The following is a 14121-nucleotide window of genomic DNA, read 5'->3' as shown; positions in this document are numbered from 1 at the left end:
ATGAATAAATACGGAATTGGAGGTTCTACTTCAGAAAAAGAATTAGCGAAAATACAACCTTTAGAAAGTAGCGTAAAACCAATACAAAAAATAGAATACAAACAGCGAATTCATAAAATTTGTAATTTAATGAAAGCGAATAATGTACAAGCAATATATGTAAATGCAGGTGCAAATTTACTGTATTTTACAGGTACACATTGGGGAGCAAGTGAAAGAATGGTTGGTGCACTTTTATTGCCAAATGAAGAAGTTCATTATATTGCTCCAAATTTCGAAAAAGGAACAATCCAAGATTTTTTAGAAGTTGAAGGAACAATTCATTGTTGGGAAGAACATGAAAATCCGCATAGATTATTCTTTGATGTTTTAAAAGAAAATAAGATTAATCCAGGAGAAATTCAAGTAGATGAAACTACACCTTTTTCTATTATAAATGGATTGTTAAAAGAGAAAGAAGCGTTTAAAATAACAACAGCAACTGCTTTTATTTCAGAATGTAGAATGATAAAATCGGCAGCAGAAATTGCTATTATTCAACATGTAATGAATATTACTTTAGAGGTTCAAAAAGCATCTGCAAAAATTTTAAGAGTTGGTATTTCTACCAAAGAAGTAGAAAATTTTATACATGAAGCACATAAAAAATACGGAGTTTCTTCTGGCTCTTATTTTTGCATTGTTTTATTTGGTGTAGATTCTTCTTTTCCACATGGTGTTAAAAACCCGAAGAATTTAGAAATGAATGATGTTGTTTTGGTAGACACAGGTTGCCAATTGTATGATTATATTTCTGATATTACAAGAACCTACGTTTTTGGAGAAGCCAATGAGCTACAACACAAAATATGGAACATCGAAAAAGAAACGCAACAAGCAGCTTTTAAAGCTTCTATTTTGGGAAATTCTTGCAGTTCTGTTGATGATGCATCAAGAAGAATTTTAGAAAAACACCATTTAGGCCCTGATTATAAATTACCAGGTTTACCTCACAGAACTGGTCATGGAATTGGGTTGCAAATTCATGAATACCCTTATATTGTTAAAGGAGATAAAACAACATTAGTAGAAGGAATTACATTTAGTAATGAACCTATGATTTGCGTGCCAAATGAATTTGGAATTCGTTTAGAGGATCATATTTATATGGCAGAAAATGGTGCAGAATGGTTTACAAAACCAGCACATTCTATAGAGAATCCTTTTGGCGTTTAATTTTAATAGAAAATTATTGTTTTACTATTTTTAATGTTTCAACAACATTATTTTCATCGATACATTTTATAAAATATAAACCAGTAGGTAAGCTACTTATATCGTATTCATTTATATTGATTTTGGTAATGTTTTTGCTAATTTCTTTTCCCAAAGAATCAAAGAAAGAAACTTTACTAAATGCTTTTTCTGTAAGAATTTTAAAAGTGTTTTTTACAGGATTTGGTTGTATAGAAATTACATTATTATTTAAAAATGCTGCATCTGTAGAAAGTGTTGAATTTTCTAAAAGCATTATTTCATCGATATAACCAACTTCGCCCATATTGTCTAAAATTTGTCCTGTAGGTTCATTTTCAAACCCTAAATCAGGAAAAATAAGAATGGAATTTACTTTAACTTCCTCTTTTTGAGCACTAATAGGAAATACAATTGTTTGCCAAGTATCTAAATTTGTATATTTTTCTGTAGGTCTAATAAGTGATGAAACTATAGCGTCTGAACCTCCATTCTTGCTAGCAACTTGTATAGCAATATCTGGTTGTGCTTTGTAATTTACCATCATTTGAATATATCTAGTAGTATTTGGAGGAATGGTAAATTGATCAAAAGAAAAGGTAATTAATGCTTCTTCATTATCGGTAGTTCTCCATACTTTAATACAATTTTCTGTATTATTAGCTTGTCCGTAAATAAACATTGAACAGCATAATAAAAATGTAATATTAAAAAATATCTTTTTGCTCATTATAAATATTTAATTATTGATTGTTTAGTTGATAAAAGTTTTTTTTAAAAAAACTTTATAATTTCGTCAGATATTAAGGTATGTCCGGCAGCATTTGGATGATTAAAAGAAGATAAATAATTATTTACGTTATTACCTGCTACTACTGCTTTTTTAAATTGCTCATAACTATCAACCAAAGCAACTCCATTTTCTATTGCTAATCTTTTAACTTGTTCTGTGTGCTGGTATAGCTCTGTAGTTGTAGATAACATGTCTACATCTCTAAAAGGAGATGGTGTTAATAGAATAACCTTAATACCTTTTGCAACAGCTTTTTTAATCATTTCATCCCAAGCAGCATAAGTTGCCTCTAATCCTTGAGAACGATCATTTAAACTATAATCTATAAATAAAACATCAGGTTTGTAAACCAATACATCTTCATCAAATCTTCTGGCTCCTTGTATAGAGTTTTCTCCACCAATTGATGTTTTAATCGTATTTATAACAGCTGTTGGGTATTTTGCAGATAATTTTTGCAATACTTGATGTGGATAAGAATTTAGTGTATTTACTATTGGTGTTTGATTGTATCCAGAAGGTACTGAATGTCCGTGAAAAACCAAATTAATAGTTCTATTTGCTGGCCAATTTTTTACAAGTTCTAATTTTACGTTTGTTAAATAATCTTTATAAGTTGTTTCTTCGCTATCGGTATCATTTAGTTTAATTTCATCAATATAACCGAAAGAATCGGTATTGTTTAATATTTTTTTAATAGGTGAGTTTTCAAAACCAGCATCTGGAAAAATAACAATCGCTTTAATTTGGGCACCATTTTGTCCGCCATTAATTTTAAAAGTTAACGTTTGCCAGTTTCCAAAATTAGTATATTTATTAATAGGTCTAATAGCAACAGTAGCGCTTCCGTTAGAATTTTCATCATCTCCATCTATTCGTATAGCAATATCTGGCTCTGCAGGATAGTTTACTGCCATTGTTATATATTTTATTGTATTAGCAGGAATAATAGCTTCATTTGCAACAGGAAAAGCAATTAATTCGAACCAATTATTAGTAGTTCTTCCAATTCTAATACAATTTGCTGTGTTATTTTGTTCGCTACTATTAGGGTTTGGTACATTTAAAATACTTGCACCACTTCTAGCAACAACATTTGGTGAGTTAGGTTCAAAGTCGTTTAAAATTATGCTATTATTTTTAGTAAGACTTGGGTTTTTAACGATTGCAAACTTTGCATCATTTTTAGCAACCACGCTTGGTGAATCTGTTTCAAAATTATTTAGAATTGTATTTTGGGAGAAAACAGTTCCATAACCACAAATTATAAAGGCGATAAAAAATAGTATTTTATTTTTCATTTTAAAGTTTTAAATTGAGGTTGAAAGGTAGTTGTTATTTCGATTTTAAAAATGTACAATTATATAGATTATATAGATTATATTTTTAATTAGATTTATTTTGTAATAAATATAATACTGAAAATTACTTCTCAAATTTAAGAAGTATAGAAGTGTTTACTATTTATAAAGTAAAGCAGTGTAGTGTCTGTTTAAAACCTTTTAAGGTTGTTATAAGCGATAGAGCTCACTTAAAGTTTTATACCCAATCTAAAAATAAATATTACCGTGTTTACTGTCGTTTTGATTCTTCTATAAAAAAGTAAAATACTAAACCACTAGAAATATAAATAACTTAATAAAAAAATATGAAGAGAAAAATCAAATCATTTTTAAAACGGAAAAACCACAGGAGTAAGTTTTACTCTCAAAACCAAAACGAGGGTAATTTTTAACTGAAATTACCCTCGTTTATATATCAAGTAATTCAAGATAGGTTGGTTTTAAATCTATTACAATTTATTTAAAATCAGCTTTATAAAAGTGAAAAGTAAATAAAATTAAAAATAACATAGTAAAATAATGAGATAATTACCTTAAAAAGGTATCTTTATCAAAAAATTACTACAAAATTGGATATTTCTGATTATATAAAACAACTACAATCCGTTGAAGAATATGCTTTTTCTTGGGATGAGTTAGTGCAAAAATGCGATAAAACAGAAACCGCTTTAAAAAGAGAACTATCGAGACTTGTTACAAAAAAAGAAATTGTAAACCTTAGAAAAGGGTTTTATTTAATTATTCCTCCTAGGTATTCAAAACAAGAGCAAATACCTGTTCAATTGTTTTCTAGTAAGTTGTTTCAATATTTAAAAAGAGATTATTATTTATGTTTTTATTCTGCAGCCAAGTTTCACGGAGCTGGACATCAACAAGTGCAAAGGGATTATGTAATGACAGATAAAGCATTTTCTAACATTAAAAAATCGTCTTTAGATATTCATTTTTTCACAACTTCAAAATGGCCATCAAAAAACATTGTAGAAAAAAAATCTGATGCAGGAATTTTCAAAATTTCAAGTCCAGCACTTACAGCGGTAGATTTAATCCATCATCAGAATAAGTTGGGCGGAATTAATAGAATGTTAGCCATTTTGGAAGAATTATCCGAAGAAATTACTAAAAATGACATCGAAGAATTATTGAGTTGGTATCCGCATAAAAGTACTTTACAACGACTTGGCTTTTTATTAGAAGAATTGCAAGTAGAAGAAACTCTTTTAGAACCAATAATACAACACTTAAAAAAATCGAAATACTTTCCGGTATTATTAAGTCCAAAATCTAAACAGAAAGCAGGCGGAGTAGATAACGACTGGAAAGTAGATATAAACATTAAACTAGAAAGCGATTTATGATTCCGAAGCCTTACATAGCAAAATGGCAAGAACAAGCACCTTGGAAACAATTTTATCAAGTAGAGCAAGACCTTGTAATTAGTCGTGCTTTAGTAGAAATATTTTCTGATGATTTCCTACGTAAAAATTTAGCTTTTAGGGGTGGTACAGCTTTGCATAAGTTGTATTTAAATCCTGCTCCAAGGTATTCGGAGGATATAGATTTGGTTCAAATTAAACCAGGACCTATAAAACCAATAATGGAGAGATTAAAAGAGGTAATCACTTTTTTTGAAGAACCAAGAAGAACACAAGTAAAAGGACACGGAGCAAAAGCAACCTACCGTTTTACATCAGAATACGAAGATATTAGATTACGCTTAAAATTAGAAATTAACTGTAAAGAGCATTTTAATGTTTTGGATTGGGTAGATTTTCCTTTTGAAGTAGAAAGCGAATGGTTTTCTGGAAAAGCTAAAATTAAAACCTATAGCATTAACGAATTATTAGGTACAAAATTACGTGCCTTGTACCAACGTAGCAAAGGAAGAGATTTATTCGATTTAGATTATTCTAGGTTAAATATGGAGCTAGATATAGACGAGATAGTTGAATGTTTCAAAGAATACACAACATTTTCAACAGGAAACAGACCACCAAGCCAAAAAGAATTCTTATTAAATATAGAAGAAAAAGAGCAAAACCCAGACTTTACAGGAGATATGGAAGCGCTATTAAGAACAGGAGTAAAATACAACCAAGCAGAAGCTTTTAACTGGCTTAAAAGCGAATTGATAAATAAGATATAATGAGTTTAATTGACCAAGGAATAGAAAAAGGACTTATTAAGTTCTCAGAAGACAAAAAACGAATAACCTATATACATCAGGACAAATCAAGGAGCTATTCTAATCCTGAAGAAAAAGTACAAGCAGAAATATTTCTGAAATTAGTTTTAGAATATGGTTATCCTGTTGAATATATTGAGCAGTTTAAAATTGTTACAATGGGTTCTGACAAAAGAGAAGCTGACATAATTGTTCACGAAAATGCAGAATGGGACAAACCTAAAATTGTCGTTGAGTGTAAAAAACAAGAAGTCTCTCAACAGGAATTTAATCAAGCAGTAAATCAAGGTTTTAGTTATGCAAACGCTTTATCAGGAACTGTAAAATTTGTATGGATTACTTCTGGTATCCTTAACGAGTTTTATCGATTTGATAAAGAAAAAGAGACTAAAGAACCTCTAGGGGAATTACCTAGACACGGTTTTGATTCAGTTGCTCCATACAAGTTTGTAAAAGGTGGTGGAGAAAGAGAATACTTAGATGAACAGGGAAAAAAGAAGAAACAGTTTTTTAAAGACATTAAAACTGTATCTGAAAACGATTTAACCAAGCGTTTTAAACAGGCACATGATGCACTATGGGCTGGTGGACAACTTAACCCATCAGAAGCTTTTGATGAATTAGACAAATTAATATTCTGTAAAATTTGGGATGAAAAATATAACTTAACAGGTAAAACAAAAAAACGCAGAAAAAAAGGTGAGATTTACGATTTTCAAGTTATTACAGTTACAGGTAAAGATAAAGAAGACACTATTAAAAAAACAAATGAAGCTTTAGCAAAACGTGTTAAAAACATATATAGTGCAGGAAGAAGTTTTGATAAGGAAGTCTTTAAAGATAATATTAGACTATCAGATAGTAGGATTAGAACAATAGCCAATTATCTACAAGACATAAATCTCAACGATACCGATTTAGATAGTAAAGGTCGAGCGTTTGAAACCTTTATGGGGAATTTCTTTAGAGGAGAATTTGGACAATATTTTACACCTAGACCAATTGTACAATTTATTGTAGAAGCTTTACCTATTAAAAACACTTCTTATGTTTTAGATACTTCTTGTGGTAGTGGTGGTTTCTTATTGCACGCTTTAGATAAAGTAAGAAGTAAAGCAGACGAAGAATTTCCTGACTATAAAGATGATGCTGATGAGAGAATCGCTTGGAAAGAGTACTGGCACGATTTTGCAGAAAATAATTTATTTGGAATAGAAATCAACGAACAAATAGCAAGAACTGCCAAAATGAATATGATTATTCACGATGACGGACACACTAACGTGATTGCAATTGATGGTTTAGAAAGTGAAAGTCAAATTAAAGCCATAAACAAAGGTTTTAAAAACAATCATTTTGATTTTATCATTACCAATCCACCATTTGGTAGTAGCATAAAAGAAAATGAAAAACATTATTTAAAAAGCTTTGAATTAGGTAATAAAAAACCTGATTGGTTAGATTATAAAAACACAAAAACTGTAGTAAGAAACAACCAGAGTACAGAAGTTCTATTTATTGAACAATGCTATAACTTTTTAACAGAAGGTGGTTATTTAGCAGTTGTGTTGCCAGATGGTGTACTTACCAATAGTAGTTTACAATATGTAAGAGACCAAATAGAAGATTGGTACAGAATTGTAGCCGTAAACTCTATGCCACAAACTGCATTTAGTGCCACAGGTGCTGGTGTTAAAAGCTCTGTATTATTTGTGAAAAAGCATACCAAAAAACATACAGTTAAATTACAGGCTTTAAAAGAGAAAATTCAAAATAAGCTTAAAACTAAATTTAAGTATTTGGAAACCATTGAAAAATGGAATACAGAAAAAGCCAAAATCATTAAAGATTTAGATGGTTTCACCAATACAACTGGTTTAACAAGTGTAAAGGAAATAAAGAAAACGCAGGAGTTTAAAGATTGGCGTACAGATATAAATAGCCTTTACAATGAAAAACTAAAAGACCTACAAGAACAGCTAACCGAAGCTTACCAAGAAGAAAAAGCGAAAGAATTACCAGATTATCCAATCTTTATGGCAATCGCTGAAAATATTGGCTATGATGCTACTGGTAAATCTTCTGCTACTACAGTTAGTAAAAAAGAGATTATAGAAGGGAATTACACGAAAATAATCAAACACCTAAGTCACGATTTATTTGACGAACGAATTACCAAAACCTTTGATGTACAAGAAGAAGAAATTTCTGCGAAAAAGGAAATACTATCAGAAGGTATTCTAAAAGAGTTGTCTCATTTTATAAAACAAATTGAAGATGGGAGAATATAAATTTTCTGGAGTAGTAGATGAAAACAAAGTTTTTATCATTAATCATTCTGAAATAACGGAAAGGATTGACCCTATCTATTTCAAATCGGTAAATGAATTGGTAATAGTTAAAAAGACATCCAATCCTGTATTCAAACTTTCGGAAGTAGTAAATATGAAAAGAGGGCGTTTTGGTCACAGGCCAAGAAACGACCCTAAATTTTACAATGGGAAATACCCATTTATTCAAACAGGCGATATTGTAAAGGCTAGTAAAAAAGGAGGTCAAATACCATATTCGCAAACCTTAAACGAATTAGGGTTAAAAACAAGTCGACTTTTTGAAGAAAAGGCCATTATTATTACCATAGCTGCCAATATTGGAGATACAGCAATATTAGATTATCCTGCTTGTTTTCCAGATAGTTTAATTGCAATGACACCAAAGGAAGAAGGAAAACTACAATTAGAATATCTGAATGTATATTTTAAATTCTTGAAAAATTATTTAAATGATTTAGCACCACAAGCAGCTCAAAAAAATATTAATTATCAGCAATTGGCTCCTACTCCAATTGTAGTACCACCAATCGAAATTCAAAAAGAGATAGTAACTCTTTATAAAAATGCTTACAACTCAAAACAGCAAAAAGAAAAAGAAGCCAAAGAAATATTGGCAAATATAGACACTTATTTATTGAACGAGTTAGGTGTTATTTTGCCAAAGAAAGATAACAGCCTAAACAAGAGGATTTTTAATGTTAATTTTTCAAAAATATCAGGAAGTCGATTAGATTCATTTTTCAACAAAACGGAATATTTTGAATTACAAAATGCTTTAGAAAACGGAAAATTCGATTCTTTGCTTTTCAGTAAGATAATGACTGATTTAAATAATGGAGTAGAGATAAGAAGTTATTCCAATACTGGTTTTAGATACTTACGAGTAAGTGATTTAGGCAAAAATGGCATAAACAATAAAAATGCTAAAATCGTTGATGTTCTAGAAATTCCTTCAAAAATAAAATTAACCTATTCTGATTTTTTAATTTCTCGTTCAGGTTCATTGGGTTTAGTAAATGTAGTTAACGACAAAGTAATTGATTCAATACTGAGTTCTCATATATTTAAAGTTAGCCTTAACATTGAATTAATTAACCCTTATTATCTAGAAGCTTTTTTGAGGAGTGAAATGGGGCAAATACAATTTTTTAGAGTTAACAATGGTGGAGTAATTCCCGAAATTAATCAAACCGCTCTAAAAAGTATATCGATAATTGTTCCAACACTCCCAAAACAAAAAGAAATTGCAGAACATATCTCTAAAATTAGAGCAAAAGCAAAACAATTAGAAGCTGAAGCAAAAAACGAATTAGAGTTTGCAAAACAAGAAATTGAACAACTAATATTAGGTAACAAATGATTTTAAGAGGAATATTAGACCGTTCGCTAAGTAGCCAAATTTGCATTAGAGGTTTTGCTCCAATAAAAGAATTAGCTAAAATATCAAGAGCAGATTATTCATATCAGCGTAACCCAATTTATGAGCAACAAGAAGAAATATCTACTTTTTTAGACGAAGAAGAATTTTTGTTTTTTCCTGAAGTTATTTTAAGTTACAAGATAAAATCAGATTACTCAAAACTTAAAGATAAATCGTTAACTCCAATACAGTTATTAGAACAAAAAGGGAGTTTTAAATCTAACATTGACAAATCAACACTTAAAACTAAAAACGTCAATTATAAAGACAAAAGCGATATTAGAGGTAGCGAACAAATTAAAGTTGTTGAGCTATATTTGGACGATGCTATTCTGAAAGAAGCTATTGAAGATGAAGAGGAACCATTTAATCGAGTTGATGGGAATCACAGGTTAAAAGCAGCGGAATTAGCAACATCTGAAAAGGTTCAAAGAATGCAAGTTCCGTTTTGTATTATTCTTACAGAGGAAATTACAGACGAAATAGTTGCTTACGATGGAACTGTTGTTAGAGAAACTAAAAGCAATAATGAGAAATTTGAAAGAGCTGTTTTTCATAACATCAATACCAAAACAATACCTCTAACATCAGAGGAAAATTTAAGAGTAATATTAGACGATACTGTCAACTTTCCAAATGATGAACTAAAAGAAAAATTTGGATGGGAATACTTAGCTATCCGAAAGGTCTATCAAGAATTACCAAAAAATATTGAAGAATCATATCCAAATTTAGGTCAGAAATTTTTAGAACAACCTAGAACTTTATCTAAACACTTGATAAGTATTTTATTAAAAAATAAGAAGATAACAAAAACCAATTCTAGCATAAAGAAAGTAAACGAAGCTTTAAAAGAAGTGAATCAAATTTTTGGAAACCATCCTAAACTTACAGCTTCAAACGACATCAGTTTTGTTGCAACGGCACTTTATCTATTTATTACTAAAGATTACAATATTGACATCTTTATAAACTGGTTATTCAAAAATCATATAATTGAAATCAAAGGTCTATCTCCAATTTCATTGATTAATATTTATTCAAAAATTAGAGAGAGTAAGTCAAAACAGGTTTTTGTTTCAATGCAATTTGACGAAGAAACAAAACCACATTATGAAGCAATAGTAAAAGTAATTGAAGAAGTAAATGATGAGTTTGATTTAGATATTCAGCTGAGAGAAATAAGAATTGATAATTTTAACGTTGGTCATTCTTATAAAATAGATGATGAAATATTATCCTTAATAGAAGAAAGCGGATTATTGATTGCAGACCTTTCTTCGAAGAATATTAATGTTTACCAAGAGTTAGGTTACTTAATGGGATTAAATCAAGGAAAAGGGCTTAAACAAGAGAATTTCATCTTAATAAAACGACAGGATAAAGACTCTCAGGAAACGGATATCGGATTTAATATTCGACCGTTTCAGCAATTGAGATTTAACTCGGAAATGGAATTAATGAAAAACCTGAAAAGCTCAATTATTGAATATTATGAGTTGGGAAAATGAGAGGTTCGTTATTAAGAGGAATAATAGTTTATAATCTTATTAAAGCTTGGCTTAATATCTATATAATGTAAAAACGCCACCCATTTCGCCACCCAAAAATTAAAAAACCCTTTAAAAACAACGTTTTTAAAGGGTTTTAAGTACTCAAGGTGGGAATCGAACCCACACTCCCGAAAGAACTGGATTTTGAATCCAGCGCGTCTACCAATTCCGCCACTTGAGCAAAAAATTAATAAGACTGCAAATGTATAAAATTATTTTATTTTAAAGTGAAAAATTTAATTCGAAACTCAATAAATAATTTCTACTTTTGTAAACACACAACAATACAACAAAAAAACAACTAAATGCCTACAAATCAATTAGCACCAAAACTATTTGCCTGCAGACAAAGCACAGTTTTGGCAGAAAAGATTGCAACAGAATACAATACTACTTTAGGAAAAGTTAAAACAACTTACTTTAGTGACGGAGAATTTCAGCCAGCTTTTGAAGAATCTGTTCGTGGAAGACGTGTTTTTATTATTGGTTCTACATTTCCGAATGCAGACAATTTAATGGAAATGTTGTTAATGTGTGATGCTGCAAAAAGAGCATCAGCAAGACATATTACAGCGGTTATGCCATATTTTGGTTGGGCTAGACAAGATAGAAAAGATCAACCAAGAGTTGCTATTGGAGCAAAATTAGTTGCAAAACTTTTAGAATCTGCAGGAGCAACTAGAATTATGACGATGGATTTACATGCAGACCAAATTCAAGGTTTTTTCGAAAAACCAGTAGACCATTTGTTTGCTTCCACTATTTTTATGCCTTACATTAATAGTTTAAAATTAGACAATTTAACAATTGCATCTCCAGATATGGGAGGTTCTAAAAGAGCGTATGCATATTCTAAGCACTTGCAATGTGATGTTGTTATTTGTTATAAGCAACGTATTAAAGCCAATCAAATTGGGCACATGGAGTTAATTGGAGACGTTAAAGGTAAAAATGTAATCTTAGTAGATGACATGATTGATACTGGAGGAACATTAGCACATGCAGCAAATTTAATGATGGAAAGAGGAGCATTAAGTGTAAGAGCAATCTGTACACATCCAATACTTTCTGGTGGGGCTTATCAAAAAATAGAAGACTCAGGATTAACAGAGCTAATTGTTTCAGACACAATTCCTTTAAAAAAGGCTACTTCTAAAATAAAAGTGGTATCTTGCGCGCCATTATTTGCGGATGTTATGCATAAAGTGCAAGACAATACTTCAATTAGTGGACAATTTTTAATGTAAATAAATAATAAACAAAGTAATGAAATCAATTTCAATTAAAGGATCAAAAAGAGAAAGCGTAGGTAAAGTAGCAACTAAGGCCTTACGTAATGCTGGTATGGTTCCTTGCGTTATATACGGAGGAGAAAACCCAATACACTTTTCAGCAGAAGAAAAAGCGTTTACAAAATTGGTATTCACTCCAAATGTGTATACAGCAAGTTTAGATATTGATGGTCAGCAAATACCAGCAGTGTTACAAGACATTCAGTATCACCCAGTAACAGATAAAATCATTCACGTAGATTTTTATCAAACATTTGATGATAAAGAAATTACAATGAACATTCCTGTAAAATTAACAGGTACTTCTCCTGGTGTATTAAATGGTGGATCTTTACGTTTTACAAACCGTAAATTAAGAGTAAAAGCATTACCAGCTAACTTGCCAGATTTTGTAACTGCAGATATTTCTAAATTAAAAATTGGAAATAAATTAACAGTAACAGCTTTAGCAACAGATGGGTATACATTTATGCACCCAGACAATACAGTTGTTGTTCAAGTAAGAACTTCTCGTAATGCAACTGTTTCTGATGATGAAGAAGAAGAAGAAGCTACAGAAGCTGCTGCAGAATAAATTTTGCACACATAAAATATAAAAAGCGTTACAATTTTGTAACGCTTTTTTTTTTGCCCTAAACTTATTTCTGGGCCTCACATTATATAATTCTTCTTATTTTTGAAGAATGAAATTTAAAAACTTTTTTTCTGAAATATTGGGTATAAAAGTTGAAACTAAAGAAGAGTTAATGAAGAAATTTTTAATTATTGGTTTAGGTAATATTGGTGATAAGTACACAAATACGCGTCATAATATTGGTTTTAAGGTTCTAGATGAGGTGGCAGAAGAACACAACGTAACTTTTGAAACTGAAAAGCTTGGAGATGTAGCTAGCTTTCGATTTAAAGGCAGAACTTTTATTTTACTAAAACCAAGTACATTTATGAATTTAAGTGGAAAGGCGGTAAAGTATTGGATGGATAAAGAAAATATATCTATAGAAAATATTTTAGTAGTTACAGATGATATAAATATTGATTTTGGTACAATTCGTTTAAAAGCAAAAGGATCTGCTGGCGGACATAACGGATTAAAAGACATTCAAGAAAAATTGAATACACAGCAATACGCTCGTTTTAGATTTGGAGTAGGAGGTAATTATAGTAGAGGTAGACAAGTAGATTTTGTACTTGGAGAATGGAGTAAAGAAGAAACTAGTGAGTTGATAGAGCGTTTACCAACATCAGCTAAAGTAATTACCTCTTTTGGTACTGCAGGCTTAAATAATACCATGAATACTTTTAACGGAAAATAAAAAAAGGTATCTAGAAATAGATACCTTTTTTATTAAAGTTTACTTACTTTTTTAATTTCTTTCTAAAGTAATGTCTGTAACACTATTAATACTAACAGATCCAGTTCCTTCAACTGTTTGTTTTAGTACCATTTTATCTTCATTAAAAGATTTAATCTCAAAAGTACCACCAATAAAAGCTTCGTCTTCAGAAACTGTAAGAGTAATTGTTTTAGCTGTTGCATTTAAAGTGTAATTACCACTAGAAGCTAAAGTTAGTATTTCGTTATCTTCATCTCCACCTTTTGGAGTTGGATCTGCTTTATACCCTAATAATAAAGTTCCGCCAATGCTGTAAGTTCCGTTTGCATTTAATGCTACATCTATTGAAAAAGTACTTCCTGTTTTTGTGGTTGTAGAAAGTGTAGATTCATTACCATTAGAAGCTGTTGCTATTTCTGTTTCTACAGCTTTGTAAGCTGTAATTTTGTAAGTACCAGCTAAATTTACTGCTGATAACTCAAAAGAATTGTCATCGTCACTACTACAGCTAGTAATAGATACTGCGATACATAAGATTAAAAATGATTTTAATAATTTCATAATATTTTGATTTTTGGGCAAATATAAGGCATAATTTAAAATGTTACTATTAAAAAATAGCACTTTTTTAAAAC

General features: G+C 30.3%; 12 protein-coding genes and 1 tRNA gene. 9 read left to right on the top strand and 4 right to left on the bottom strand.

Features of this window, described 5'->3' with window-relative positions:
* Positions 1 to 1215 carry a M24 family metallopeptidase gene (locus GQR92_RS11120; RefSeq protein ID WP_158839521.1) on the top strand — a complete coding sequence of 405 codons (1215 nt, stop codon included), beginning with the start codon at positions 1 to 3 and terminating at the stop codon, positions 1213 to 1215.
* 13 nt (positions 1216 to 1228) lie between these two features.
* Here GQR92_RS11120 and GQR92_RS11115 read toward each other — a convergent pair whose 3' ends face one another.
* Together GQR92_RS11115 and GQR92_RS11110 are read right to left on the bottom strand one after the other, a co-directional pair.
* Positions 1229 to 1963: a T9SS type A sorting domain-containing protein gene (locus GQR92_RS11115; RefSeq protein ID WP_158839519.1), complete on the bottom strand. Its 735-nt coding sequence runs from the start codon at positions 1961 to 1963 to the stop codon at positions 1229 to 1231.
* 44 nt (positions 1964 to 2007) lie between these two features.
* Positions 2008 to 3327, bottom strand: a complete 1320-nt coding sequence (locus tag GQR92_RS11110) for an SGNH/GDSL hydrolase family protein (RefSeq protein WP_158839517.1) — start codon at positions 3325 to 3327, stop codon at positions 2008 to 2010.
* A gap of 611 nt (positions 3328 to 3938) precedes the next feature.
* On the opposite strand from GQR92_RS11110, the gene GQR92_RS11105 reads away from it, so the two are divergent.
* The 5 genes from GQR92_RS11105 to GQR92_RS11085 are packed head-to-tail and all read left to right on the top strand — an operon-like array spanning position 3939 to position 10818.
* A complete protein-coding gene (locus GQR92_RS11105) occupies positions 3939 to 4727 on the top strand; it encodes a type IV toxin-antitoxin system AbiEi family antitoxin domain-containing protein (RefSeq protein ID WP_158839515.1) in 789 nt (262 codons plus the stop codon).
* Entirely contained in the window at positions 4724 to 5515 is a 792-nt protein-coding gene (locus GQR92_RS11100; RefSeq protein WP_158839513.1) for a nucleotidyl transferase AbiEii/AbiGii toxin family protein, read from the top strand. Before GQR92_RS11105 ends, GQR92_RS11100 begins: the two co-directional genes overlap by 4 nt.
* On the top strand, positions 5515 to 7845 hold the full coding sequence (locus GQR92_RS11095; RefSeq protein ID WP_199269128.1) for a restriction endonuclease subunit M: 2331 nt from the start codon (positions 5515 to 5517) through the stop codon (positions 7843 to 7845). The genes GQR92_RS11100 and GQR92_RS11095 overlap by 1 nt, the downstream gene beginning before the upstream one ends.
* Positions 7832 to 9247, top strand: a complete 1416-nt coding sequence (locus GQR92_RS11090) for a restriction endonuclease subunit S (RefSeq protein ID WP_158839511.1) — start codon at positions 7832 to 7834, stop codon at positions 9245 to 9247. The genes GQR92_RS11095 and GQR92_RS11090 overlap by 14 nt, the downstream gene beginning before the upstream one ends.
* The gene (locus tag GQR92_RS11085) at positions 9244 to 10818 is read left to right on the top strand and encodes a hypothetical protein (RefSeq protein WP_158839509.1); all 1575 of its coding nucleotides are present in this window, start codon (positions 9244 to 9246) and stop codon (positions 10816 to 10818) included. Before GQR92_RS11090 ends, GQR92_RS11085 begins: the two co-directional genes overlap by 4 nt.
* A 141-nt stretch (positions 10819 to 10959) precedes the next feature.
* Here GQR92_RS11085 and GQR92_RS11080 read toward each other — a convergent pair.
* A tRNA-Leu gene (locus tag GQR92_RS11080) sits at positions 10960 to 11041 on the bottom strand.
* 124 nt (positions 11042 to 11165) lie between these two features.
* On the opposite strand from GQR92_RS11080, the gene GQR92_RS11075 reads away from it, so the two are divergent.
* From GQR92_RS11075 to pth, 3 genes are all read left to right on the top strand, one after another.
* A complete protein-coding gene (locus GQR92_RS11075; RefSeq protein ID WP_158839507.1) occupies positions 11166 to 12107 on the top strand; it encodes a ribose-phosphate pyrophosphokinase in 942 nt (313 codons plus the stop codon).
* Positions 12108 to 12126: 19 nt separating this feature from the next.
* Entirely contained in the window at positions 12127 to 12726 is a 600-nt protein-coding gene (locus tag GQR92_RS11070) for a 50S ribosomal protein L25/general stress protein Ctc (protein ID WP_158839505.1), read from the top strand.
* Positions 12727 to 12898: 172 nt separating this feature from the next.
* Positions 12899 to 13465 (top strand): aminoacyl-tRNA hydrolase, encoded by a 567-nt coding sequence (pth, locus tag GQR92_RS11065; protein ID WP_233269838.1) that lies wholly within the window; start codon positions 12899 to 12901, stop codon positions 13463 to 13465.
* 51 nt (positions 13466 to 13516) lie between these two features.
* Here pth and GQR92_RS11060 read toward each other — a convergent pair whose 3' ends face one another.
* Positions 13517 to 14047: a hypothetical protein gene (locus tag GQR92_RS11060; RefSeq protein WP_158839501.1), complete on the bottom strand. Its 531-nt coding sequence runs from the start codon at positions 14045 to 14047 to the stop codon at positions 13517 to 13519.
* Between the last annotated feature and the right edge of the window lie 74 nt (positions 14048 to 14121).

The sequence above is a fragment of the Polaribacter sp. L3A8 genome, from assembly GCF_009796785.1.
Classification (GTDB): Bacteria; Bacteroidota; Bacteroidia; order Flavobacteriales; family Flavobacteriaceae; genus Polaribacter.
Note: the sequence above shows the minus strand (reverse complement) of the source record. Positions and strands in the feature narration are given on the sequence as shown.